Source organism: Tardiphaga sp. GW821-FHT12E02 (genome assembly GCF_058807155.1).
Window position 1 is genome coordinate 5,089,509 of the sequence record NZ_JBXAQK010000001.1, and the last position, 24,391, is coordinate 5,113,899.

Annotated in this window: 21 protein-coding genes; 6 read left to right on the forward strand and 15 right to left on the reverse strand. The window is 61.2% G+C overall.

Annotated elements, in window-relative coordinates; translation table 11 throughout:
* Position 1: 1 nt before the first annotated feature.
* The 13 genes from AC1RQ5_RS24125 to AC1RQ5_RS24185 all read right to left on the reverse strand — a co-directional run bounded on the left by AC1RQ5_RS24125 (position 2) and on the right by AC1RQ5_RS24185 (position 14,657).
* Positions 2–1,576, reverse strand: coding sequence for a hydantoinase B/oxoprolinase family protein (locus tag AC1RQ5_RS24125; protein WP_493202337.1), 1,575 nt, complete (start codon positions 1,574–1,576; stop codon positions 2–4).
* Positions 1,573–3,573 carry a hydantoinase/oxoprolinase family protein gene (locus AC1RQ5_RS24130; protein ID WP_493202338.1) on the reverse strand — a complete coding sequence of 667 codons (2,001 nt, stop codon included), beginning with the start codon at positions 3,571–3,573 and terminating at the stop codon, positions 1,573–1,575. The genes AC1RQ5_RS24125 and AC1RQ5_RS24130 overlap by 4 nt, the downstream gene beginning before the upstream one ends.
* A gap of 55 nt (positions 3,574–3,628) precedes the next feature.
* Entirely contained in the window at positions 3,629–5,239 is a 1,611-nt protein-coding gene (locus AC1RQ5_RS24135) for an ABC transporter substrate-binding protein (protein ID WP_493202340.1), read from the reverse strand.
* Positions 5,240–5,572: 333 nt separating this feature from the next.
* Entirely contained in the window at positions 5,573–7,066 is a 1,494-nt protein-coding gene (gene pdxR, locus AC1RQ5_RS24140) for a MocR-like pyridoxine biosynthesis transcription factor PdxR (RefSeq protein ID WP_493202341.1), read from the reverse strand.
* Between the two features lie 94 nt (positions 7,067–7,160).
* Positions 7,161–8,384, reverse strand: a complete 1,224-nt coding sequence (locus AC1RQ5_RS24145; protein ID WP_493202343.1) for a CaiB/BaiF CoA transferase family protein — start codon at positions 8,382–8,384, stop codon at positions 7,161–7,163.
* A gap of 329 nt (positions 8,385–8,713) precedes the next feature.
* Positions 8,714–9,001 carry a hypothetical protein gene (locus tag AC1RQ5_RS24150; protein ID WP_493202345.1) on the reverse strand — a complete coding sequence of 96 codons (288 nt, stop codon included), beginning with the start codon at positions 8,999–9,001 and terminating at the stop codon, positions 8,714–8,716.
* Between the two features lie 81 nt (positions 9,002–9,082).
* On the reverse strand, positions 9,083–9,331 hold the full coding sequence (locus tag AC1RQ5_RS24155; protein ID WP_493202347.1) for an AraC-like ligand-binding domain-containing protein: 249 nt from the start codon (positions 9,329–9,331) through the stop codon (positions 9,083–9,085).
* A gap of 355 nt (positions 9,332–9,686) precedes the next feature.
* Positions 9,687–10,091 carry a carboxymuconolactone decarboxylase family protein gene (locus AC1RQ5_RS24160; protein ID WP_493202349.1) on the reverse strand — a complete coding sequence of 135 codons (405 nt, stop codon included), beginning with the start codon at positions 10,089–10,091 and terminating at the stop codon, positions 9,687–9,689.
* Between the two features lie 49 nt (positions 10,092–10,140).
* Entirely contained in the window at positions 10,141–10,863 is a 723-nt protein-coding gene (locus AC1RQ5_RS24165) for an ABC transporter ATP-binding protein (protein ID WP_493202351.1), read from the reverse strand.
* Positions 10,860–11,585 (reverse strand): ABC transporter ATP-binding protein, encoded by a 726-nt coding sequence (locus tag AC1RQ5_RS24170; protein ID WP_493202353.1) that lies wholly within the window; start codon positions 11,583–11,585, stop codon positions 10,860–10,862. The genes AC1RQ5_RS24165 and AC1RQ5_RS24170 overlap by 4 nt, the downstream gene beginning before the upstream one ends.
* Positions 11,582–12,556: a branched-chain amino acid ABC transporter permease gene (locus AC1RQ5_RS24175; RefSeq protein WP_493202355.1), complete on the reverse strand. Its 975-nt coding sequence runs from the start codon at positions 12,554–12,556 to the stop codon at positions 11,582–11,584. The genes AC1RQ5_RS24170 and AC1RQ5_RS24175 overlap by 4 nt, the downstream gene beginning before the upstream one ends.
* A complete protein-coding gene (locus AC1RQ5_RS24180; protein ID WP_493202357.1) occupies positions 12,553–13,413 on the reverse strand; it encodes a branched-chain amino acid ABC transporter permease in 861 nt (286 codons plus the stop codon). The genes AC1RQ5_RS24175 and AC1RQ5_RS24180 overlap by 4 nt, the downstream gene beginning before the upstream one ends.
* A gap of 20 nt (positions 13,414–13,433) precedes the next feature.
* On the reverse strand, positions 13,434–14,657 hold the full coding sequence (locus AC1RQ5_RS24185) for an ABC transporter substrate-binding protein (RefSeq protein ID WP_493202359.1): 1,224 nt from the start codon (positions 14,655–14,657) through the stop codon (positions 13,434–13,436).
* A gap of 106 nt (positions 14,658–14,763) precedes the next feature.
* On the opposite strand from AC1RQ5_RS24185, the gene AC1RQ5_RS24190 reads away from it, so the two are divergent.
* From AC1RQ5_RS24190 to AC1RQ5_RS24200, 3 genes are read left to right on the forward strand one after another with little or no spacing between them, the layout of a single operon-like run.
* The gene (locus AC1RQ5_RS24190) at positions 14,764–15,444 is read left to right on the forward strand and encodes a GntR family transcriptional regulator (protein ID WP_493202360.1); all 681 of its coding nucleotides are present in this window, start codon (positions 14,764–14,766) and stop codon (positions 15,442–15,444) included.
* A gap of 43 nt (positions 15,445–15,487) precedes the next feature.
* Positions 15,488–16,378: an NAD(P)-dependent oxidoreductase gene (locus AC1RQ5_RS24195; protein WP_493202361.1), complete on the forward strand. Its 891-nt coding sequence runs from the start codon at positions 15,488–15,490 to the stop codon at positions 16,376–16,378.
* A gap of 9 nt (positions 16,379–16,387) precedes the next feature.
* Complete coding sequence (locus tag AC1RQ5_RS24200) at positions 16,388–17,596, forward strand: alpha/beta fold hydrolase (protein WP_493202362.1); 1,209 nt, start codon at positions 16,388–16,390, stop codon at positions 17,594–17,596.
* 46 nt (positions 17,597–17,642) lie between these two features.
* Here the strand turns inward: AC1RQ5_RS24200 and AC1RQ5_RS24205 are convergent, their stop codons facing one another.
* Positions 17,643–18,773, reverse strand: a complete 1,131-nt coding sequence (locus tag AC1RQ5_RS24205) for a Bug family tripartite tricarboxylate transporter substrate binding protein (protein WP_493202363.1) — start codon at positions 18,771–18,773, stop codon at positions 17,643–17,645.
* Between the two features lie 60 nt (positions 18,774–18,833).
* Here AC1RQ5_RS24205 and AC1RQ5_RS24210 point away from each other — a divergent pair, with 60 nt between their 5' ends.
* The 3 genes from AC1RQ5_RS24210 to AC1RQ5_RS24220 all read left to right on the forward strand — a co-directional run bounded on the left by AC1RQ5_RS24210 (position 18,834) and on the right by AC1RQ5_RS24220 (position 21,928).
* On the forward strand, positions 18,834–19,739 hold the full coding sequence (locus AC1RQ5_RS24210) for a LysR substrate-binding domain-containing protein (protein ID WP_493203544.1): 906 nt from the start codon (positions 18,834–18,836) through the stop codon (positions 19,737–19,739).
* Positions 19,740–19,838: 99 nt separating this feature from the next.
* Positions 19,839–21,008: a CaiB/BaiF CoA transferase family protein gene (locus tag AC1RQ5_RS24215; protein ID WP_493202364.1), complete on the forward strand. Its 1,170-nt coding sequence runs from the start codon at positions 19,839–19,841 to the stop codon at positions 21,006–21,008.
* Positions 21,009–21,019: 11 nt separating this feature from the next.
* Positions 21,020–21,928, forward strand: a complete 909-nt coding sequence (locus AC1RQ5_RS24220) for an HpcH/HpaI aldolase/citrate lyase family protein (protein WP_493203546.1) — start codon at positions 21,020–21,022, stop codon at positions 21,926–21,928.
* Positions 21,929–22,341: 413 nt separating this feature from the next.
* Here AC1RQ5_RS24220 and AC1RQ5_RS24225 read toward each other — a convergent pair whose 3' ends face one another.
* Complete coding sequence (locus AC1RQ5_RS24225) at positions 22,342–24,351, reverse strand: primary-amine oxidase (protein WP_493202366.1); 2,010 nt, start codon at positions 24,349–24,351, stop codon at positions 22,342–22,344.
* Between the last annotated feature and the right edge of the window lie 40 nt (positions 24,352–24,391).

The window sequence follows — 24,391 nt, forward strand, 5'->3', positions numbered from 1 at the left end:
CTCAGACCGCCGTACCGAAACCGCCGCCACCGCACATCTCGACGGTGATGACATCGTCCCGTTGCAGGACAAGATTGAGCTTGCCGTCGAGATCGGTGGTGACGCCATCGCGCAGCAGCGTCAGACGACCGCCCTTGCCGGGCTCGCCGCCGCTCAGCCCGAATGGCGGGATCAGCTTGCGCTCGACGCAGCTTGTCAGATGCATGCTCGGCGCCAGCACGCGATAGCTGCGCACGACGCCGTCGCCGCCGTGATATTTGCCGCCGCCGCCGGAACCCCAGCGGATGGCCTGTTTCTCGACGCGGATGTTGTAGTTAGCCTCGATGACCTCGGCCGGGGTGTTCGACGTATTGGTCAGATGCACGCGCGTCGCCGAGCAGCCATGGCGATCATGGCGCGCGCCCTCACCGCCGGCATGGACCTCATAAAGCATCTTCCACGATCCATCGGCGCGCGGCTCGGAGAATGACAGCATCCCCGAGGTGGTTGCGCCGCCCGCAGACAGACGCTCCGGGATGACGTCCTTCATCGCGAGGAAGATCGCATCGACGATGCGCAGCGACGTCTCGTGATTGCCGGCGGCCACGGGTGCAGTGAGGCCAGGATCGAAGATCGAGCCAGGCCGGGTGATGATGGTGAGCGGGCGCAGTGCGCCGCCATTCTGCTGCATGTCACGCCCGCTCATGATGCGGGCCGAATAGGCGACTGCGGAGCGCGCAATGAAGGATGTGGTGTTGCAGAAGTTCGAGACGCGGTCGCAACTGCCCGAGAGATCGAAGGTCGCTTCGTCGCCCTTGATGACGATCTTCACATGGACGCGGGCCGGCTCGTCATGGGGGCCACCGTCATCAAGAAAGTCCTCGCCTTCATAAGTGCCATCGGGCAGCGCGAGGATCGCCTCACGCATCTCGGCTTCGGAGAGATCGTGCAGCCGCGACAGCGTGGCGACGAACATATCCTTGCCGTGCTTGCTGCAGAGCTCGACGATGCGCTTCTCGCCCGCCAGCGTGCAGGCGATCTGGCCGAGCAGGTCGCCTTCGCAGGATTCGGGGTCGCGGACATTGACCTTCAGGAACTGGACGATGTCATCGCTGACGCCCGCCGCCGTGGCAACGCGGATCGGCGGAATGCGCAGCGCTTCCTGGAACGTATCGATCGCCTTGGCGAGATAGCTGCCGGGCCAGGTGCCGCCGATATCGGGCCAATGCGCGAGGCTGACCGCGAAGGCGACGATGTCGCCATCGACGAACACCGGACGCACCACCTTGACGTCATTGAGGTGATTGCCGCCGAGCGCGCCAAGATTGTAGATGAGCACATCGCCCTGCTTCAGCGTCGATGCCGGCACGACCTTGAGCAATTCGCGCACCGTATAGGCCATGGCGCCGAGATGGACCGGAATGTCGCGCCCCTGCCCGACCAGTTCGCCCTGCGCATCGGTGATGGCCGAGGACAGATCGCCGGCCTCGCGCAGCAGCGGCGAGCGCGCCGAACGCGTCATCACCAGACTCATCTCCTCCGCCGCAGCCGAGAGGCCATGACGGATCACTTCGACGGCAAACGGATCCAGCGTCATGATGCCACCTTCGTGAGATAGAGATTGCCGCTGGCATCCGGCGCCGCCTGCCAGCCGGGCGGCACGACGACGGTGGACCAGGCATCCTCGATGATCGCAGGACCGCTGATGGTTGACGCCATGGTGCTGCGGTCGATGATATCGGTCATCACATCGAGCGCACCGTCGAACGAACATGTGCGCGCGACGGGCGTGACGGCCTTGGCGACCGTGCCGGGACGACCGACCGTGGTGGTCGACGGCTGGCGCGCCTGCACGCGGATGGATTCGATGACGCAGCTTTCCTCGGTGGCGTAGCCGTAGAGTTCTCGGTGCTTCTTGAGAAACGCATTGCGCAAATAGGCTGGATCGAGCGGCCGCGTGAACGGCACCGGGATCGCATCGGCCTGCGCGGCGTAACGCATCAGGGCGACGAGATCGACCTCGATAGTGTCGCGCGCGATGCCATTGGCGAGCAGCGGGTCCAGCGCCTGTTCGACCATGCCGTCGATGCGCTCGCCGACTTTCGCGAGATCGATACCATCGAGTGCGACGCGCAGCGTCTGCTGCTGCAGGAAGCTGAAATCCGCAGTGAGGCAGCCGAGCGCCGAGAACGCGCTGGAGGCGGCGGGCACCACGATTTCCGTAATCCCGTAGAGATCGGCGAGCCCCGCGGCATGCATCGGGCCACCGCCGCCGAAGGCGAGCAGCGTGCAGTCGCGGCCATCGATGCCGCGCTCCACAGTGACGCGGCGCAGCGCCCGCGCCATGGTGGCATTGGCGACGCGGATGATGCCGAGGGCGGTTTCCTTCAGGCCGAGACCAAGACCATCCGCGATCGGCATGATGACACGCGCGGCGGCATCGAGGTCGATGCCGATACGGTCGCCGAGTTTGGTCTCGGGATTGAGGTAGCCGAGCAGCGCATTGGCATCCGTGATGGTCGGGCGGGTGCCGCCACGGCCGTAGCAGGCCGGGCCAGGTTCGGAGCCGGCGCTTTCCGGACCGACGCTGAGGCCGCCGGAGCCGAACTTGACGATGGAGCCGCCGCCTGCGCCGATGGAATGCACCGCCAGCATCGGCTGGCGCAACGGACGATCACCGAGCAGCTTGCCGTCCGTCATTTCGGCCTGACCGTCGACGATCAGGCAGACATCGGTGGTGGTGCCGCCCATGTCGAAAGTCAGGACGCGCGGCTTGTCCAACTGGCGCGCGATACTGACCGATGCGGCGACGCCGGCAGCGGGACCGGACATCGCCATCACCAGCGGACGGCGCTTGACCGCGGCGATGGGGATCATCGCGCCGGCGGAGTGAAACACCTGCAGGCCGGAGCCGATCGGGAGGCGCTCCTCGAGCTCGGTCAGATATTCGACGGCAATCGGCATCGCCGCGGCGTTGAATACCGTGGACGACGTCCGCTCATATTCGCGGGCTTCGGGATTGATCTCGTGTGACAGCGAGACGTGCGGCACAAATCGCCGGATGCGCTCGCCGAGCATCTGCTCGTGAACGGGATTGGCATAGGCATGCAGCAGCGAGACGGCGACGCTCTGGACGTCGGCGGCCTTCAGCCACGCGATCAACCGCTCGATCTCGGCGTGGCCCAGCGGTGCCAGAACGTTGCCTTCGTGGTCGAGGCGCTCGTCCAGCGCGAAGCACAGCTCGCGCGGCACGATCGCCTTCGGCTTCGGCACGACATCCAGGCGATAGAGATCGCGGCGGCGATAGCGCGAAATATCCAGCACATCCTCGAAGCCGCGCGTGGCCACCAGCGCCACTTTCGGCAACCGCTCCTCGACGATGGCATTGGTGATGCGCGTGGTGCCGTGAATAAAGCGCTTCACCTCGCTCTTCTGCAGACCCACGGCTTCGATGGCTTCAAGCATGGCCTGCACCGGCGCCTGCGGCCGCGACGGCACTTTGGCAATACGCACTTCCGCCGTATCGCGGCGGATGGCGATGATATCGGTGAACGTGCCGCCGATATCAGTTCCGATTTCCCAGATGTTGGTCAAAAGCCCAGATCTCTCGCTATCTCAACGCCGGCAGCGCATGGCCGCTGGCTGTCGCTTACTTGCGGCGCAGGTCGCGGAAATCGACCTGACGATGGAACCAGTAGGTATAGCCGTCGAGTTGCGGGATCATCACCGCGTCCTGATTGGCCTGCCAGAGCAGTGCCATCGGCGCCTCCTTGACATATTCGGCGATCATCTCCTTGCCCATGGACACGTATTTCGCCTGATCCTGCTCGAAGCGTGCCGCATTGGCCAGTTTGACGATCAGTTCGTCGTTCCAGGAGCTGTAGTTCCAGCGCTGATTGCCGGTGAAGAAGTTGCGGAAGAAGTAGTCGGTGGTCGGCAGCCAGGCTGTCGATCCTTCGGTGAAGAAGGGCAGCTTCTTCTCGGTGATCTGCGTGGACATCTGCGAGTCCGGCAACTTCTGCACCTCGACATCGATATTCAGCTTGGCCAGCGACTCTTTCAGCAGCGCGGCCATCGGCTCGGTGATTGCGGCCGAGCCGACATTGATGCTGAACGTGGTCTTGAAGCCATTGGCGAAGCCGGCTTCGGCGAGCAGCGCCTTGGCCTTTGCCAGATCGGTCTTCACCGGCATCGCCTGCGGAAATTCACCGGTCGGTGGCGCGGTCCAGGATGCGCCGAACAGCGGGAAGCCGCGCTTGAAGATCGCCGCCTTGAACATGTCCTCGTAAGGGAGCGCGGCGACGATGGCCTGGCGAACCTTCAGATTGTCGAATGGCGCCATCTGCGTGTTGAAGGCGATCATGGTAAAGCCGTTGGTCTGCGGCGTCGAATCCACCTTCACCTTGCCACGCTGCTGCAGCGTCGGCACATCGCTGGCCTGCAGGTCGATGGCGATATCGGCATCGCCCTTCTCGATCAGATTGGCGCGGGTGGCGGGGTCGGCGATGGTCTGCTCGATCACGCGCTTGAAATAGGGCAACTGACCGCCCGGACCATTCTTCCAGTTGTCGTTACGGCGCAGGACGATCTGCTCGCCGGGTTTAAACGCTTCGACGGTGTAGGCACCGCCCGCGGCGGTGTTGGTCTTCAGCCATTCCTGCGCCCACGGATCTTCCGCAGTTGCGTGCTGCCTGGCGAGCTTGCTGTTGAAAATCGGCGCCAGCGGCGTCGCGAGATTGGCGAGCGCGAGCCGGTCCGCCTTCGGCAGCGTCACGGTGACGGTCTTGTCGTCCACCACCGCAAACTGGTCAGCCTTGGTCAACGAGCCCGTGCCCATCTGGCCGGCAGCGATGGATTTGGCGGTGACCGCACGGTCGAGCGACCACTTGACGTCCTCCGCGGTGACGGGCGTGCCGTCATGCCACTTGGCATCGCGCAGCTTGAAAGTGATCTTCAGGCCGTCAGGGCTGATCTCATAGCTCTCCGCGAGCTCGCCGCGGATCTTGCTGCGGTCGAATACCCAGACGCCGTTGTCGTCGCGCTTGCGGTCGAAGGCGACGAGGCGATCATAGATGCTCGTGGAGACGCCGAAGGCCTCGCGGGTCGCGCCCGGTGTGGTGGGATCCAGCGTCGGGATATTGTTGCCCGTCACCTGACGCAGCGTGTCCGCCCGCGTCTGCGCCTGTGCCGATACCGGCGCCATCGCCAGCAGCAATGCGCCGCCCATCAGTCCCAACAAACGCCCGCGATCAGCCATCATCTGCCACCGTCCCCTGTCGAACAACGTTCCTGCAAAATCTCGACGCATCAGGCGCATCCGGATAGAGCCAGACTTGTCGGAAAGGACTGGGCCAGATCGCCGGGCGACACGATAGAGCGTCGGCGGAATGTCCGCGTGCCGGGTTGTCGTGCAGGCGCTGCACGCGAATGCAGCAAAGCCCGATGTCAGGCGCTGATCCGAAATATGCTGCAACTGATGTGCGATTGAGGCAGCGACGGCATCGCTGACGAGGCCATGGGACGGCGTAAATGGCCGGACATGATCAATTCGCAGGCGCGCCCGCGATTTCCGTGAATGCGTGAACTGGCGCGATTATTTTTTTGCTGCGCCGAGAATCTTCGCCATTTTCGCGATCAGACGCGGCGCGTCGTCGGCTTTGAGACGGCCATAACCCAGCACCAGACCGGTATAGATCGGCGTCTCGAGATGGTTCTGCGACAGCGGCTGCACGTGCAGGCCTGCGGCTTTCAGCAGGCGCGCCGCTTCGGTGTCGCTCATCCGCGCCTTGAGCCGATCGGTGAACAGTGCGACGAGATGCAGACCCGTGGCACAGGGCGCCACTATGAGGTCCTCCGGCAGATAGGTCGTGATGGCGGTCATCAAGGCCTGCTGCCGCTCGGCATAGATCTTCCGCATCCGGCGAAGATGGCGCAGCAAGTGCCCGTCCCGCATGAATTCGGCCAATGCCCTCTGACCGACGCCCGAACTGTGAACATCGATGCGGGCACGGCCCCTGGTGAAGATATCAACGAAGCGCTCCGGCGCGACGATGTAGCCGAGACGCAAGCTCGGCATCATGATCTTGGAGAAGGTGCCGAGATAGATCACCCGCTGCTCGCGATCGAGCGATTTCAGCGAGGCAGTCATGCTGTCCTGATGCCTGAACTCGGAATTATAGTCGTCCTCGATGATCCAGACATCGTTGCGATTGGCCCAGTCGAGCAGTTCGAGCCGCCGTTCCAGCCCCATGCTGATCCCGAGCGGATATTGGTGCGACGGTGTCACCACGATCAGCTTTGCATGCGGCGCACGCCGGATGCCTTCGGCGACACACAAGCCCCTGCCGTCCACCGGCACCGGCACGAGCTTGGCGCCCGCCGCCGTGAGCGACCACTGGGCCTCGACGAAGCCGGGCTCCTCCACCCACACCGCATCGCCGTGATCGAGGATCATGCGGCTGCACAGATCGAGCGCGCTTGACGTGCCCGACGTGACGACAACCTGCTCGGGCGTGCAGACCAGGCCACGCACCGCGCCGAGAAAATCCGCGATCTGGCGCCGCAATTCCGGCAGCCCGGCTGCCGACAGATCGAGGCACTCCTGCCTGTCGGGCTGCTGCGACGTCTGGCGCAACAGGCGCGCCCATTCCCCGAACGGAAAGGTCGAAATATCGGGCGCACCGGGGCTGAAATCGGACTCCCAGTTGGTGTCGTAGGTGAAACCGATCAGCGACTGCCAGCGCTGCGAAATCGGACCGGCAATCCGCGAGGCATCGGTTGGCGCTGCGGGCGGCAATTCCGCAGCCCGGTGCACGGCACCCACCGATACGCCGCCGCGCGGCATGGAGATCAGATAGCCTTCAGCGTACAGGATATCCCACGCGCTCAACACCACCATACGCGAGCAACCGAGCTCACGCGCGATCTCGCGCGACCCCAGAAATTGCGTGCCGGCCGGCAGCGTCCCGCGGAGAATCCCGTCGCGCATCTGCGCGGCAATCTGTTGCGGCAATGCCACCGGCGACGCACGGTCGAGACGGATGCCGATCAACGAGATCCGTCGTCGTGGTTTGATGGAGTTTCGCATAAACGAGCCCAGGATGCGGTCGGGGTGGACGCCTCCTGACACCTAACAGCCCGGCAAGATGGGCGTCCACATCGCTCTGCAGGGCCGGCCCGCTCTAGACAACGCCCTTCTTCCTAAGCGTGTCGATCCGCTCTACGTCATAGCCGATAGTAGACAGGATCTCGTCCGTATTAGAGCCAAGAAGCGGCGGGGCGCGATATTCGGTGACGGGCGTGCCCAGTAACGTCAGCGGATTACGAACCAGCGAAAGTGCCGGCTCGAAGGGATGCTCCGAGGTCACGCGCATGCCGCGGGCCTGAACATGAGGATCCGCAAAAACCTGATCGAAATCGTTGATCGGACCCGACGGCACGCCGACGGCCTCCAGACGTTCGAGCCAGTACGCAACAGGCTGCTTCAGGAAGAGACCAGCGAAGATCGCCATGATCTCCTTGCCATGCACAACGCGATCATTGTTCTTCACGAAGCGCGGATCTTTCGCCAGGTCCGGATCTCCGAGCACGGCGCATGTCCGCTGGAACTGGCCGTCATTGCCATTGACGATCATAATCTCGCCGTCGGTGCACCGGAAGACACCCGCGGGCATGCCGCCATTGCCCCAGGTGCCGCGACGTGGCGGGACCTTGCCGCTCATGAGATAGGGTTGCAGCCAGTGCGACAGCGAGGCGATCACGGTGTCGAAGAGACAGGCATCGACATGCTGTCCCTCGCCATCGTTGGCATCGCGGTGATAGAGCGCCGACAAAACGCCGATGGTGGAGTTCAGGCCGGTCATGTAGTCCACGATCGACGGGCCGACCTTCATGGGGCCCTCGCCCGGCTCGCCATCGAGATGGCCGGTGACGCTCATGAGGCCGCCCATCGCCTGCAGGATCGCATCGTAGCCGGCACGCGTGGCATAGGGACCTGTCTGTCCGAAGCCCGTCACTGAGCAGTAGACGATGCGCGGATTGATGGCCTTGATTGCATCGTAGTCGAGACCATACCGCTTGAGGTCGCCGACCTTGTAGTTTTCCAGAAACACGTCGGCCGTCCTGGCGAGTTCGCGAATGATCTCCTGGCCTTCAGCCGTCGCCACATTGACCGTCACCGACTTCTTGTTGCGGTTGGCGCAGAGATAGAAGGAATTATCCCGCCGGCTGCCATCCGGACCAGTCAGATAAGGAGGGCCGAAAGCGCGGGAATCGTCGCCGGTTCCAGGGCGTTCGATCTTGATCACTTCGGCGCCGAAATCACCGAGCATCTGCCCGCATATCGGGCCGGCGAGCACCCGCGTCATGTCGATAACCTTGATGCCCGAGAGCGGGAGAGCCGGCATGCATTCCTCCTGTTATGTTGTTCGTCCCGTCGGCCACGGCGAACATGTAAAGCGAGCGCTTACAGGAAAATCACCCCGAGTGCACTGCTTTCTGAGCATGAGGGCTATCCCATTCAAGCAGGCACGGGATCGCGCTCCCGGTTGATGATGCCGAGAATGTCGCAGGACGTCAGCGTCTCTCGGCGATGGTTGCCGCAACGCTCGTGCGGCAGTGAACGCATAGAGGATAGAACGACAGCTCTACGCCATAAGCGGCCATTCTCGAGAACGGCAATCAGTTTCGTGCGAAACGTGACATGCGTTTAGGACGCGCGATTGAGGAAGCCGGATCATATAGGCAGCCAGGCCGGGCGGATGAAAATCATGCGCGGCCAAGATAGGCAGCTATGACGCGGGGATCGCTGGCCAGACCCCCGGCTCGCCCCCTCGATGACGATTTCGCCGCGCTCGAGAACATAGCCATAGTCCGCCAACGCCATACGCAGGTTCTGTTCGACAATGAGCAGGGTGATGCCGCCCTCGCGCAGCTTGCGGATGGCGGCGAAGATCTCGCCGACGACGCCTGGCGCAAGGCCAAGAGAGGGCTCGTCGAGCATCAGCAGCGCCGGCTCGCTCATCAGCGCCCGGCCGCGCGTTCCCACAGATCGAGCTTGTTGCGATAGCCGGCATCGAGACTCGGCACGCCTTTCAGTCTGCGATCATTGGACCAGCGCCCGACCAAACGGGACATGGCTCCTGTGCCGATCGGCCTCAACCTCGATCTCGCCCGACAGTGAAAAGTGAACCAGCGAGAAATCATCATAGAGATCGGGGAAGATGCCGACTTCGGCCCCGTAGCGCAGCGAATAGAGCGACAGGCTCGCGGTGCTGATCTTGCACATGCGCGTGTCGATGCGGTCTCCATGCCATTGCAGGCGATGATCAGCCAGTTCATTGGCGACCAGCACATGCGTCTCCAGGCGTTGATCCGACCGGAATATACATCGTCGGGAAAGTGCGGCAAAATTCTCCACTGTCCGCTCCTGTGGTCAATGCACCGAGCGGACATAACTTTCGCGAAGGAACCGCGCGCGTCAAGCCTGTTACGCGTTTCGCCCGAAAGCGTTGCAAATTTCCAGCCCTGGTTTCGTGAGGGAGCATCGACGCTTGGATTGCTCGGCATGAAAAGCTATTCTGCCGATTACCCACCGCTGCGAGATTTCCGATTTATCGCCGCCCGCCGAAATATGACGAGGAGGCAGCGACAACAAAGCCGCTGCCTCCTACGAACTCTTGCAATTGCCTGAAATGCTGGAAATATTCTTAGGTGACTTTACCCATCTCCTTCAGCACTTCGTTCGCGCCCTTGAAGGCGTCCAGGCCAGCCGGAATTCCGCAATAAACTGTGGCATGCAGCAGAACTTCTTTGATTTCCTCAACAGTCACGCCGTTGTTGATTGCGCCACGCGTATGCAGCTTGATCTCCGGCGATCGGTTCAGTGCCGTTAACATGGCAAGGTTCAGCATGCTGCGGGTTTTCTTGTCGAGGCCTGAGCGGTTCCAGGCATAGCCCCAGCACCATTCAGTGGTGATGTGCTGGAACGCCATCATGAAGTCATTGGCGGCTTCGACCGACTTATCGACATAAGCCGCGCCGAGAACTTCACGGCGGGTCTTCAGGCCTTCGTCGAACAGGCCGCGGAGGGTGATAGTCTGATTGTAGCTCATGGTGTGGATCCTTATTGTTGGAGTGGGTTGCCCTCGCCTGCCCCGCCGGTCAAATACCGAGATAGGCTGCACGAACGGCCGGGTTTTCGTTCAACTCTGCGGAAGTGCCGCGGAGCGTGACACACCCGCTTTCCAGGACGTATCCGCGTGCGGCAACATCTAGAGCGAGGTTGACATTCTGCTCCACGAGCAGGATGGAAGTCCCGCTTTCATGGATTTTCACGAATGCATCATGCATCTCCTCGACCACTTTTGGTGCAAGTCCGTGGCTGGGTTCATCTAGCAGCAACAGCTTTGGCTGCAGCATCAGCGCACGGCCGACTGCCACCATCTGTTGCTCACCACCCGATAGCGTGCCAGCGAGTTGGGAACGTCGCTCACGCGTACGTGGGAATAGCTCGAAGATGCGTTCCATCCGCTGCTGCAAGTCAGTCGCTTGGCGCGCAGTAAATGCACCGAGCATCAGGTTTTCCTCGACGCTCATATCCGGGAAGACGTGACGTCCTTCCGGAACATGCGCGATACCGAGCGATGGGATGTCGTGCGCGGTACGCATGGCCAGATCTGTGCCGCTAAAGCGCAAGGTACCACGGACATTGGGAACAAGGCGGGAGATCGTGCGCAGGATCGTGCTTTTGCCTGCGGTGTTTGCACCGATGATGCAGACAAATTCTCCTTCGTGCATTTCAATATCGATATCGTGCAGAACATCAATGCCGCCGTAACCGGCATTAAGTCCCTTGATCTCGAGAAGTGGCCGAGAAGTGCTCATGCGTGCCCCTCCGCCGAGCGGCCGAGATAGGCTTCGACCACCACCGGATCGTTGGCGACGTCACGCGGCGAGCCATCGGCGAGCAAGCGGCCGAAGTTGAGTACGAGAATGCGGTCGCAGATCGCCATGATAGCCCGCATGTGATGCTCGACGACGAGCAGCGTAATGCCGTCATTGCGTAACTGTCTGATCAAATCCATGATCTCCTGCATCTCGACGTGATTGAGCGCCGCCATAACCTCGTCGAGCAGCAGAACCTTGGGATCGGTGCACAGCGCGCGCGCAAGTTCGACACGCGCACGTTCCGGAAACGAGAGGTTGCCGGCCATCTTGTCCGCGACGGATTTCAGGCCGACGCGATCGAGACAGACCAGCGCCCGCTCTCGTGCAGTTTCGACATCATGGCGCAGCAAGCCCGCCGTCAGCACATTGTCGAGCACCGAGCTTTCGGCAAACAGCGCCACGTTCTGGAACGTCTTCGTCATGCCAAGGCTCGCTACCTTGTGCGGCTTCTGGCCGACGATGCTGGTGCCATCGAGCGTGATGGCGCCGGAATCTGGCTTGATCAGTCCGCATAGCGTGCTGAAGAACGTCGTCTTGCCGGCACCATTCGGCCCGATCAGGCCGACGATCTGCCCTTTCGGAACCGAGAAGGTCACGTCGGACAGCGCCTGTAATCCGCCGAAGCGTCGCGAGATGCCGCGCACATCAAGGATCGTCATGATTGCGCTCCCTTGCCCTGAAGACGAGCGCGCAGCGCCTCGAAGATGGTCACAAGTCCGCGGGGTCGCCAGAGAATTACCACGATAAGAATGACGCCAAAGATCAGTTGCGACAGACCTGCTGCGCCGGACGAGAACAGATCGTTCATGAGTTCTTCGATCGGCACGATAAAGAACGCGCCGAGGATCGGACCAACGGCGGTGCCGACACCGCCGATGATGGCGATCAAGGCAACGCGGATCGAAATCGACGCTGCACTGAACGCAGTATCGGGATCGAAGAACACGGCGACCTGGGCAAACAGTGTGCCTAACATCGCCGTCAGCACACCGGAGAGCACGGCGGTCTGCAGCTTGACCTTGGTGGTGTCGATGCCGACGACTTCCGCCGCCGCCGCATTCTCGCGGATGGCACGCAGTCGATAGCCCATCGCGCCGCGCCGGATGACCTCGAAGATCACGGTGACGATGATGAGCGCGACCAGCGCGATGTAAGCATGCGGAAGCAGTTGCTTGAACGAATAGGCCGCCAAGCTCGGCGGGACGAACGGCACCGAGAGTCCGCCCGGACCACCCGTCAGCGAGGTCCAGACATTGGCAATCACACGCGCCACCTCACCGAAGGCCAGTGTCGCCAGCGCGAAATAATGCCCCTGCAGCCGCATTGTCGGGATCGCGATGATGAGCGCGGCAAGACCGCCGAGCGCACCGGCCGCGAACATGCCGATCCACGGACTGATGCCGAATTTTAGCAGCAAGATTGTCGAGGTATAGGCACCGATGCCGAAGAAGGCCGCGTGTCCGAGCGATAGCTGATTGGCGAGACCGCCGATCAGATTCCACGCCTGCGCCATGGCGGCGAACAACAGCGTGAAGGTGAAGACCCGCATCCAGTAGCCGGTGGGATTCAGGAGTTGCGGCACGGCAGCCAAAACAAGAACAACGAGTGCAATCGCAATCCAGCGTTTCATCGGCTTGCTCCCACGAGACCCTGCGGCCGAATGGCGAGCACGAGAATGAAGACGAGGAAAAGAACGAGGTTTTGCAACTGGATCGGGAAGAACAGCGCCGACAGCGCCTGAATGACGCCAACGGCCAGACCACCGACCACAGCGCCGGCAACACTACCAAGACCCCCCAGGACGACGACCGTGAACATCAACACGACGAACTGACCGCCGACCTGAGGGAACACGGTGACATAGGGAAGAATGACAGCGCCACCAAAGGCGGTGAGACCGACGCCGAGGGCGAAGGCGATCTTGTACATCAGCGCTGTGTCAATCCCCATCAGCTGAGCTGCCATGGGGTTTTGGGCAGTCGCGCGCATTGCACGGCCGAACCAGCTTGTTTTCATAAACCACCACAAAGCCAGGCCGCAAGCCAGCGACATGGTGAAGGCAATCAGATAGGGCACGCTAATGAACAACGAGCCCAGAGACAGCGACATGGTCTGATAGGACGTCGTTACCGAGCGGAATTGCGAGCCGAACGCGAGGAGCGCTCCGTTTTCCATCACGATCAGCAGTCCGACGGTCAGAAAGATCTGAGCAACGGACGGTGCTTTCAGCACGCGCGAGATCAATTGCCCCTGCACTAGCCACCCCAGTGCGAACGCCACTGCGAATGACAGCGGTGCCGCAAGCACTGGATCGAGCCCGAGATAGGCCCAGGCAAACCATGATACAAACATGCCGATCATCAGGAATTCGGCTTGCGCAAAATTCACGATGCCCATCACGCCGTAGACGAGTGTCAGGCCGATCGAGATGACGGCGTAAACGCCGCCAACCAGAAGGCCGTCCAATATCGCTTGAATGAACGACACGATTTTCTTTCGCTAACTGATCAGGACTTCCACTCGGCAGCGCCCTTGGCCACGTCTTTCGGCCAGACGGTCACGAGCTCTTTCTTGCGCCACTGCACCATGACGGGGATCGATGCGGTGTTGAGGCCGGTGCTGTCGAACTGCACGGCGCCGCCGGTCATCGCATTGGTCCAGCCGCCGGTGAATTTTCCACCGCGCAAGGCCATGGTGACATCTTCTGCCTTGGCTGACTTCGCCTTCTCGATGGCCTGCACCAGCACATCCAGCGCGACCGCATGCTCGAGCGCTTCATGCACCATGAAATAACCGAAGCGCTTGCGGAAGCGATCGGTAAGGCCGGTGTCGAGATCGTAATTCGCCGGAGCGATCGAGAGCACGCCTTCAGCGAATTCGCCGAGCCCCTTTTCGAAATCCGGGATCACGTAACCGGCGGCGCCACCAATGGCGGGAATGGTGATGCGCTGCTGGCGCATGGTGCGGATGAGTAGCAAACTGTCATTGAGGTAAGAGACCGGGAAGACGGCCTGGGCGCCGGAGGCGCGGAGCTTGTTGATCAGCGGGGTCGTGTCGGTGATCCCTAGCGGATAGGCATCATCCATCACCAGTTCGATATTGGCCGCCTTGGCAGCCGCACGAAGGCCGCCAGCCTGGGCGGTGCCGTAGGCGGTGTCCTCGTACATGATTGCAATTTTGTCGATCTTGGTGCCGGCGGCCTGCGCGATTGCGACGGTGTAATCAAGCTGCGCCTTGCCGAGCGCCGACGCCTTGGCGACGACCTGGAAGATGTTCTTGTAGCCGCGCCCGGTGATCTGGTCGGCGAACGACATCGTCAACAGCGGGATATCGCGACGCTCGGTGACTTCGGAGATCGCGATGGTCAGCGACGACGCGAAAGCGCCGAGAATCGCGGTGACGTCGTTCTGGCTGATCATGCGCTGAGCGACGGTGCCAGCCGTTGTCGGGGTCGAGGTGGCGTCGGCCACGATCAGATTGATCTTGGCACCGCCGAGCGCCTTGATGCCGCCGGCTGCGTTGATTTCGTCCGCAACCAGCTCGATGCCATTGCGGGAATTGATGCCGAACTGCGCGTTGGCGCCCGATAGCGGCATGATCACGCCGATATTCACCTGCTTGGCCTGAGCCTGCGCCGTTGAAGAAATCCATGGCGCGGCGATCAGCGAAGCAGTTCCGGCCAGAACCGTGCGGCGACTGATGACCCCGCGCGTAGATGACGTCTTCGACATGTCAGTTTCCTCCGATGGGTGCCTTAAGGCTTGCCTCATGGGGAACACAAATCAGACAGGCGGTCAAGCTGCTTGACAGATTGTCTGATAGGCGGTCAATTGACGCATGGCAGAAACTGACTCGGATCTAAACGTCACGCGCGAAACGACAAGCTTGCGCCAGCTGGTGGAAAATCGGCTGCGGTCGGCGATCGGCAGCGGTCGCTTCAAGCCGGGGCAGCGGCTGATCGAGCGCGAACTCTGCGAACAAACCGGAGTCGGCCGCACGTCGATTCGCGAAGCGCTGCGGCAGCTGGAAGCCGAAGGCCTGGTCACGACGATCCCGCACCGGGGCCCTGTCGTCAGCACGATCACCGCCGAGGAAGCCGCTCAGCTCTATGATCTTCGTGGACTGCTCGAAGGCTATGCCGGCCGCGAATGCGCACGACGTCGCGATCCCGCAATCATCGCGCGGCTGCGAGAGCAGTTCGTGCGGATGGGCGAAGTCGCAGGTCAGGAAGATCGCAGCGACCTGCTCGCGGCCAAGACCGAATTCTACGCCGCCCTGCTCGAAGGCTGCGGCAATGGTTTCGTCGAGCGCTTCCTGAAAATGTTGCTCAACCGTGTCACCGTCCTGCGCATGACGTCCATGACCCAGGCCAACCGGATCGGCACCAGCCTGAGCGAGATCGAGACGATCCTGACCGCCATTGAAAATGGCGACGAGGAAGGCGCCGAGCGCGCCTGCGTTCTTCATATTCAGAACGCAGCCAAGGTCGCGCTCGATGCCTTGCGCCGCAGCGACTGACGATCAAACAAAACACGACACAAACAAAAGCAGAGGAACGCCCGTGACGACTTCAGCCGCAATCAATCCGCCCGCCAAGGTGACCGTGATCGGACTTGGCAATATGGGCCGTCCGATGGCCGCCTGTATCGCCCGTGCGGGCTTCCAAGTGGTGGGCTTCGACCTGTCGGCAGATGCGCGCAGCGCCTTCGCCAAGGAAGGCGGCACCGCCACTGCAACGATCGATGAAGCGATCGATGGCGCCGCAGCGATCGTCACGCTGCTTCCCGATGGCAAGATCGTGCGTGCAGCCATTGAAGGTTTCAAGGCCAAGCTCGCCAAGAGCACCGTGATCATCGATATGAGCTCGTCCGCCCCCCTCGGCACCCGCGCCCTCGGCGAAGAATTGATCGCTGACGGTTTTGAATTCATCGATGCGCCCGTCTCCGGCGGGGTGAAGCGCGCCGTCAGTGGCACGCTGGCGATCATGGCCGGCGGCGCACACGCGACCATCGATCGGGCCGACAAGATCCTGCTGTCCATGGGCCCGGCTGCCTTCCGCACCGGTCCACTCGGCTCCGGCCATGCCGCAAAGGCGCTCAACAATTACGTGTCGGCCGCAGGCCTCGCTGCAGCAGCAGAAGCGCTCGCTATCGGCAGTAAGTTCGGCATCGAGCCAAACACGCTGGTGGACGTGCTCAACGCCTCGACCGGCCGCAACAATTCTACCGAGAACAAGCTCAAGCAGTTCATCATCTCGGAGAGCTTCGCATCCGGCTTCGCCATGGCGCTGATGGCCAAGGACATCCAGACCGCCGACGAACTTGCGCATCAGATCGGCATCAAGGCGCCGCTTGCCGACGAGATCACGGCGATGTGGAACAATGCGCTCAAGCAGCTCGGTCCCAAGTCGGACCACACGGAGATCGGCCGTTACCTCACTGCGGACAAGTGAGCCGCATCAATGTCCGTCTTCGAACGGCTCGTCGATCATCTGACGATAGCACTCGCCAAGCCGGAAGTGAACGTATTCACGCGCGGTCTTTCGCTGCGCGTACGCTTCTGCGTCGGTGATCGCATCCATGACGTCATGATCGGCACGTCACCAGCTCAATCGGACGCTGCAAGCGAAATCGAGATTTCAGCCGGCGCCGATGATTGGGCGCTAGTGCTTGCTGATCCGGCACCACCGACCTACCATTCCTTCTCATCAATTCAACTGCGTAATCAGCGCTTCACGATCACCGGGGATCCCCTCGCGATCGCGCAGGCCCGCGCCTGTTTCGAGGCGATCTTCGCCAATCTCACGCCCTATGAAGTCGAAGCACCGCAAGCGGATCTCAGTCGTCTGCGCGGCAGCTATCACAGCATCACAAGTTCAACAGGCCGGGGCGCGCATATCTATAGCGAGGAAGCTGGCACCGGCACACCTGTGCTTTGCCTGCACACGGCGGGGGCTGATACCCGCCAGTTTCACGGCGTGATGTGCGACGCAGGCCTTGGCGCCAATTGGCGCCTGATTGGTTTCGACATGCCCTTTCACGGGCGTTCGATGCCACCGGCAGACTGGAGCGGCGACACGTATCTACTCAATCAGCAGACCTATCTCGATTGGTGCGTTAGCTTCATCGAGCAGGTGATTCGCGAACCCGTCGTGGTGATGGGATGCTCGATGGGCGCCGGCATCGCCATGGTACTCGCTGCAGAACGTCCGGATCTCATCCGGGCAGTTATCGCTCTGGAAGCACCGCTGCGGCCGCGCGGTCGCCGCAACGACTATCTCACCCATGCCAAGGTCAATGGCGGCTGGCACTCGGCGGCCTATGTCCGCGGCCTGCTTGGACCACGCAGCCCGGCAGATCTTCGCCGCCGCGCCGCCTATATCTATTCGCAAGGTGCACCCGGAATCTACGACGGCGACCTCGCCTTCTATTCCGACGAATTCGATGGCGAGCAGATCGCCAAGCGAATCGATGGCAAGACGATCCCGGTGGCGCTGCTGATCGGCCACTACGACTTCTCCGCAACAGTCGAAGACGCACATCAGTTGGCTGGATGGATCGAGAATGCGCGTGTGATCGAAATGCCCAAACTCGGACATTTCCCGATGACGGAGCATCCGGCGGAGATGGTGCGATATCTGCGGCCGGTATTCGCTTCGCTTCAACAATAAAAAAAGCTACGCATCGATCGAGATGCGCAGCTTTTTGGTTCGCCCATTATTGCGCGTCGAGCTTCGCTTCCTTTACGATCGTCGTCCAGCGCTCGACGTCCGACTTGATCAGCTTCTCCAAAGCGACGCCGCCGAGCTCCGACTTTGGCGGAGCCCGTGCCGCCAACTCCGCAAAGCGCGCTTTGACGTCCTCATTCTCAAGCGACCTGGCAAGGGCGGCTTCCAGAGTCGCGATGACGGCAGGCGGCGTTCCAGCAGGCGCTGCCAACGCATTCCAGACCTGAAGATCGAACTTCGGCACATTGCCTTCAGCAAAGGTCGGCACGTCCGGCACCTGAGACAATCGCTGCGTTCCAGTCAGCCCGATCGACCGCACCAGACCATTCTGGTGAGCAGGGATCATGGTCACGGTCTGATCGATCACCGCATCGATATTGCCGGCGATGAGATCCTGAATGGCGGGACCCGATCCACGATAAGGGACCAGCGTTGCTTTGGTCTCCGTCAGATAGAGCAGCATGGCCGCGGCGAGCTGTGCGGTCGAACTAGCCCCCGAGTGCCCGAATGTAACCCGCCCGCTCTGTTCCTTCAGACGAGTGATGAGTTCAGCAAGGCTTGTGATCCCGCTTTTCTTGCTGACCGAGATCATCATCGGCACATTGGCGAATACGCCGATCCCAACCAGATCCTTGCGCGTATCAAAACCGAGAGTCGGATAAAGCGGTACGCTCGCCGCCATCGATCCCATATTGCCGAAATTCAACGTGTAGCCATCCGGTTTCGCCCGCACGACGCGCTGAGTACCAAGTGTGCCGCCCGCGCCGCCGACATTCTCGACAATCACGGTTTGCTTGAGCTCGGCGCCCAGCGCCTTTGCGAGTATCCTACCCAAAACATCCGTAGTGCCGCCCGCCGCGTAGGGGACGACGATCGTCACCGGACGATCCGGGTAGCCATCGGCTCGCGCCGAGGTCAGCGAAACAGCGAGTAATGCAAGACCGATGATTAGATGGCGCAAGAATGCCTCCCCCTCGATTGTTAGTTCATTGGGCGTCGAACGCGCCCTGTTGTGTGCTTTTGTGACATACTCGCTATCCGGCGTCCCATAGGCTGATGCTCTGAGGGGTATAGGGCAGCGCGTTGGCTCAATCTGCCGCAGGACGCTGTGGCAGACCACCTGTGGTTCGGTGTAAGTAATTGATTATCAACGATTGATCGCGAGGCCGATGCTTTGGAATTGAGACATCTGAGATACTTCGTCAGCGTCGTCGACATGGGAAGCCTGTCAAAGGCCTCCGCCTTGCTGTCGGTCTCTCAGCCATCTCTAAGCCAGCAGATTGCGGCGATGGAGTATGAGCTCGGCGTACCACTTCTGCTGCGTAGTGCCACCGGTGTGAAGCCCACAGACGCAGGAACCAAACTCTACCGTCACGCTCGTATCGTCCTCCGTCAGTTGCAGGAACTTGAAGCAGACATAGCGGACGAAAGCAGCGGCGCAGTCGGCCCGGTCGCCGTCGGTCTCCCGACCAGCATCGCCTCCGTGCTCGCCGTGCCGCTGGTGGAGCGGTTGCGGAAAGATCACCCGGGTGTGAAGCTGCAGCTTTTCGAGAGCTTCAGCGGCTATCTGAACGAGCTGCTCGCCAACGGGCGCCTTGATATGGCGATCCTGTTTCGCAGCTCCGATGCACCCGGCATCGCGGTGCGCCCCCTCTTTACCGAGGAGCTTTCCGTATTCGGCGCGCCGGATATCGGCGACATCAATGCATCGACCTGCGACCTCGCTCTGCTCGCCGACGTCCCGATGCTGCTGCCGGAAAGGACGAACGGCCTCCGCCTTCTGGTCGAGCGCGCTTTTTCCGAAGCCAGAGTGGCGCTCAATGTGACATGCGACATCGACTCCCTGCCCGTCATGATGAAGCTGGTGCGCAATGGAGATTTCGCGACGATCAACTCATCCGGAGTCGCGCGCGCAGCGGAAATTCCCATTCTCGCACGGCGACTGATCAATCCGACCGTCAAGCGCACGGTCAGCCTTTGCCAGCCAACTGGCATTCCGCAATCGGCCGCGGCCTTGGCTGCTGAGGAAACCATCCGTACCCTCGCCCGTGAACATGCGGCAATTTGGGACCAGGCCACCGACTGACTTCCTATTGGTTCGGCCTATACGGGCGATGGCGAACCATTATGGTTCATTCCCGCAGATTGACAGTAAGAGTGCTCGCGATACCTGCAGGAGCGCGAGATGACCAAGAACAGAAACGGATTGCCGCTATCCGGAATTACCGTTGTATCGCTCGAACAGGCGATCGCAGCGCCGCTGGCCAGCCGTCATCTGGCAGACTGGGGCGCGCGGGTGATCAAGGTCGAGCGCCCAAGCAATGGCGACTTCTGCCGCGATTACGACTATGTGCTGAACGGCCTATCGAGCCAGTTCGTCTGGGCCAATCGCTCGAAGGAAAGCCTGGCGCTCGATATCAAGGCCACCGACGATCGACAGACACTCGAAGCCCTGCTTGGCGATGCCGATGTGTTTCTGCAGAACCTTGCTCCTGGCGCCGCACAACGGCTTGGTCTTGATGCGAAGGCACTCGTCGAGCGCTTTCCGCGTCTTATCGCCTGCGACATCTCCGGCTATGGATCGGGCGGACCGTATAGCGAGAAGAAGGCCTATGATCTGCTGGTGCAGTGCGAAACGGGCTTTCTGTCCATCAATGGCACCGAAGAACACCCTGCAAAAGGCGCGATCGCCATCGCCGACATCGCCACCGGAATGTATGTTCTGAACGGTGTCCTGATGGCGCTCTATGCGCGCGAACGCACGGGACGCGGCACCGCTTTCGAGGTATCGCTGTTCGACGCGATGACCGAGTGGATGAGCTATCCGTCGCTTTACACCGAAGGCGCAGGCAAGCCGTTGAAGCGCACGGGCATGCGCCATGCGACAATCGCACCTTACGGTCCGTTCAAGACCGGAGACGGCAAGACCGTGTTCTTTGGAATCCAGAACCAGCGTGAATGGCTCTCGCTATGTACGAACGTATTCGGCGCCCCCCATTTCGCAACCAATCCGTTATTCGCGACAAATCCCGACCGGATGATGAACCGGGATCAACTCGAGAAGGCCATCGAAGACCATTTCTCCAGCATGACCAGTGACGAAGTGCAGGCGAAGCTGGAGAGTGCGTCGATCGCCAATGCCCGGTTGAATACGGTCGAAGAATTTCTCGAGCACCCGCAGCTCTCCAGTCGCAACCGCGTGACAACCGTCGACACGCCGAACGGCGCGGTTACGAGTTATCTTCCAGCGATCACGATTCCGAATGTCCAACCGCATATGGGCCCCGTGCCGGCGATCGGACAGCATACACAATCCATCCTTGCCCAACTCAGCGAGCGGAAGCTTTCCCGATGACCGACACCAGAATGACGCGCACTTATCTCGCTGTCCCCGCGCATCGCGCCCGCATGGTCGAGCGCGCGGCAGATTCAAGCGCAGATGCCGTCTTTCTCGATCTGGAGGATGCCGTCCCGGTCGGTGAAAAGAAGCAGGCTCTACTCGCGGCCATCGATGCGATCGCGCACTTGGATTGGGGGCGCAAGACCCTTACCGTCCGCATCAATGCGATCGGCAGTCCATTTATCCAAGACGAAGTTCATCGCCTTGCCGGCCTTTCGCGTCTTGATGCGGTGCTGCTTCCCAAAGCAGAGCGTGTCGCCGATGTCTCGGCATTGGGCGAGACGCTCTCCGCCCAACGCGGACGCCGGAGCGAGGCGCTGGACATCGAATTGCTGATCGAGACGGCACTTGGCGTCGTGAATGTCGATGCACTCGCCGCCGCGCATCCAAGCGTGTCGGCGCTGCATTTCGGCGTCGGTGATTTCAGTGCGTCGATCGGCGCACGCAGCGACGAGATCGGGCTATCGCCGCGGGCCTACAGCCATACGGGCGCCGCTGCCGACAATCATGCGGAAACGCCGCAGGATCTCTTTGCCTATCCTATGATGCGCATCCTCATCGCGGCACGCGCTTTCAATCTACGGGCCATCGATGGCCCGTTCGGCGCTTTCCGCGATTCGAAGGGTACTATCAGCTCCGCTGTGAAGGCAGCGGCGATGGGATATGACGGTAAACAGGTCATTCACCCCGAACAGATCGACCCCACACGATTGGCCTTTCGTCCATCTGACAACGAGATCGCCTCGGCGAGGCGAGTAATCGAAGCGATGCAGACAGCGGAAAACGAAGGGCATGGCGCGGCAAATTTAGACGGCCGAATGATCGATCTCGCAAATATCCGTATGGCTAGGCGCCTCTTGCAATTCGCTGACTAAATCAGGGTCGTGGGAGTATCCGCTTTGCGCCAGGAGCGGCCGTTCCCAAGCGCATCGGCTCGATATAGTCGCGTGCGGGTCTCTTTCAAAATATTGATTCCTAATCAATCGATGGCGGGGATCAGCGAGCCGAAGTAGCACGGTCGATTGCAGAGCAGATCGGCCCAAACGGGTGGCTGACGATGTTCCCGCCCTGGACGCCGCCGATCAACGCGCCTCCTGTCACCGCCAGTGCCAGGCCGCAAGCGATCGTGACCTGCCTTGTCGTCGCATGACCCATCGCCATATGGCCGCAACGCACGGCACACTGACCACGGGCAGTATACAAGCGGCGCAGCATCGATACGCCGGGAAGCGCCACGAGCAGTGCCAGCAGACAGCAGATCATGGTGCAAGCCTTTCGATCACGACGGTCAGGATTTTCCGCAACATGACGACGCCGCCGCAGCCCCGGCGCCATTCGCACTCAAAACACTGCGCCCATTGCGCTCCGGCGCAATGTCATTGGCGGGATTGGCCGCGAAGAAGCCGTTCGGTTTCAGCATGAAGCCTGCATACTCCACCGGCATCACGGGAAAATCCTCGGGCTTGCAGACGTGGGTGTGGCCAAACGAGTGCCACAACACGATGTCGGTGTTCTCGATACTGCGGTTTTGCTCGATATAATGCGGCAGCCCGTCGCCGCCGGCATGCACATTGGGATAGTCACCGCTGGCATATTTTTCGGCGGGATCGTAGGGGGTGACCCAGACATGCTTGGTGGCGAACCCGCCGCGCTTGCGCACGAAGCTGCCTTCCTGTGCCAGCATCACCGGGCTTGGCGTCACGATCAGCTTGTAACCGACTGGATTGCCGACGCTGTTCTTGCTGTTTGGATTGGTGACTTTCCAGTAACGGCCACTCTGCCCATCCGCGATGGCCGCGGCATCGCGTTCCCGCGACAACGTCTTGCTCTTGAGATCGAAAGCATTTCCATAAGGGTTGTCCGTGCCCCATGGACGCTGCGCGAATTCATGTTCAGTGACAGTGTTGCCGCCACCATCGAGGTCCATATGCATGCGCACATTGAAGAAGTGCTGGTGCGTCGGGCCGCCGAGATTGTCGTCTACCATACCGCCCCAGGCATATTTCTCGCCGGGCATGACGGCCGCGGTCTGGATGATGCCGGTGAGCTTGGCTTCAAGCTGGATCGTGCCGTCCTGGTAGAGATACCAGTAGAAGCCGTAATCGTAGTTTCCGACAGTCGCGAAGAAGCTGATCACCAAGCGACGCGAACGGCGTACCTCGAAAAGGCCGTTGCGGAACTCATAATGCTTCCAGAGGATGCCGTAATCCTCCTCGTGCATGCAAACCGCATTCTTCATCTCGAACGGCTGGCCCTGCTCGTCGGCTGCGGGGATGTTGAAATAATGGATGTTGCCGAGGCAGTCGCAGCCGAGCTCGAGCGCATTGGCAAGCATGCCAAGGCCATATTCGCCAGCATCGAAGGCCGATTTCCAGTAGTGATTCGCTGTCGGGTCAGCATAGGGCACCACCATCTCGGTGACGCTGGCACGATGGATGATCGAACGCTTGTGCTCGCCATCCTGATAGGCGAGCTGATGCAATACGAGCCCTTCGCGCGGCGTGAAGCCAACACGAAAGCTCCACTTCTGCCAATCCACCTTCCAGCCATCGACCTTGAAGCTTGGCCCTTCCGGCTGTTCGATATTCAACGGCTTGATGTCAGTGCGCGGATTGGTGTTTTCATGGGCACCGTAATTGCGCTTCTTCTTCGGGATCGGAATGACTTTGTCGTCATCGAGCAGGTCGACGACCTTCTGATGGACGAGATCGACGACGGCGACGACGCCCTCGACCGGATGCGCGTAGGCATTGTCCTTGCTATCTTCGCGGAAGAAGGTCACTGCGCGCAAGATCCGGCGCCCCCGTTCGAAGTCGCGATCGAAAAACCCAGAAGAAAACGGATCGACCTGCGCCATTTCCATGTCCCTGTCGGACATGCCGCGGCGGCGCATGGCATTGCGCCAGCCCTCGTCTGCCTTGACGATCTGCTCGCACAGCATGAATTCGGCGATCATCACCGGCGGCTGACCATAGGGCGCATCGGCATTAGGCAGCAGCTTGGTGTCAACGATGCGCGACGCCGTCAAATCGACGATGAACTCCGTCGCAGCGCCGGTCTCGGATTCCAGCGCCACCACAAAGGCCAGCCGCGGCAGCGGCGTACCTGTCGCGTAACTGCGCAGCTCGGCCTTGCTTGGCTCTTCCAGCCGTACGATCGGGAAGCGGCACCGCGGCGTAACCTTGCCATTCGCCTTGACAAGATCGCAGGCGGCGCCGATCTCCTCCAACGTCAACGGATCGAGCGGATGAATGGCGGCGACCACGGCATCGTTCTGGATTTTCTGCATCACCGTCATGACGACACTCCTGAAGGCGCATCGCGCCAGTACATTGAGG

Excerpts from the sequence above, each read along its gene's own strand:
- AC1RQ5_RS24125 (WP_493202337.1), bottom strand. The coding sequence starts at position 1,576 with ATGACGCTGGATCCGTTTGCCGTCGAAGTGATCCGTCATGGCCTCTCG.
- AC1RQ5_RS24135 (WP_493202340.1), bottom strand. The coding sequence starts at position 5,239 with ATGATGGCTGATCGCGGGCGTTTGTTGGGACTGATGGGCGGCGCATTG.
- pdxR (WP_493202341.1), bottom strand. The coding sequence starts at position 7,066 with ATGCGAAACTCCATCAAACCACGACGACGGATCTCGTTGATCGGCATC.
- AC1RQ5_RS24145 (WP_493202343.1), bottom strand. The coding sequence starts at position 8,384 with ATGCCGGCTCTCCCGCTCTCGGGCATCAAGGTTATCGACATGACGCGG.
- AC1RQ5_RS24150 (WP_493202345.1), bottom strand. The coding sequence starts at position 9,001 with ATGAGCGAGCCGGCGCTGCTGATGCTCGACGAGCCCTCTCTTGGCCTT.
- AC1RQ5_RS24160 (WP_493202349.1), bottom strand. The coding sequence starts at position 10,091 with ATGAGCTACAATCAGACTATCACCCTCCGCGGCCTGTTCGACGAAGGC.
- AC1RQ5_RS24165 (WP_493202351.1), bottom strand. The coding sequence starts at position 10,863 with ATGAGCACTTCTCGGCCACTTCTCGAGATCAAGGGACTTAATGCCGGT.
- AC1RQ5_RS24170 (WP_493202353.1), bottom strand. The coding sequence starts at position 11,585 with ATGACGATCCTTGATGTGCGCGGCATCTCGCGACGCTTCGGCGGATTA.
- AC1RQ5_RS24175 (WP_493202355.1), bottom strand. The coding sequence starts at position 12,556 with ATGAAACGCTGGATTGCGATTGCACTCGTTGTTCTTGTTTTGGCTGCC.
- AC1RQ5_RS24185 (WP_493202359.1), bottom strand. The coding sequence starts at position 14,657 with ATGTCGAAGACGTCATCTACGCGCGGGGTCATCAGTCGCCGCACGGTT.
- AC1RQ5_RS24190 (WP_493202360.1), top strand. The coding sequence starts at position 14,764 with ATGGCAGAAACTGACTCGGATCTAAACGTCACGCGCGAAACGACAAGC.
- AC1RQ5_RS24200 (WP_493202362.1), top strand. The coding sequence starts at position 16,388 with ATGTCCGTCTTCGAACGGCTCGTCGATCATCTGACGATAGCACTCGCC.
- AC1RQ5_RS24215 (WP_493202364.1), top strand. The coding sequence starts at position 19,839 with ATGACCAAGAACAGAAACGGATTGCCGCTATCCGGAATTACCGTTGTA.
- AC1RQ5_RS24220 (WP_493203546.1), top strand. The coding sequence starts at position 21,020 with ATGACGCGCACTTATCTCGCTGTCCCCGCGCATCGCGCCCGCATGGTC.
- AC1RQ5_RS24225 (WP_493202366.1), bottom strand. The coding sequence starts at position 24,351 with ATGACGGTGATGCAGAAAATCCAGAACGATGCCGTGGTCGCCGCCATT.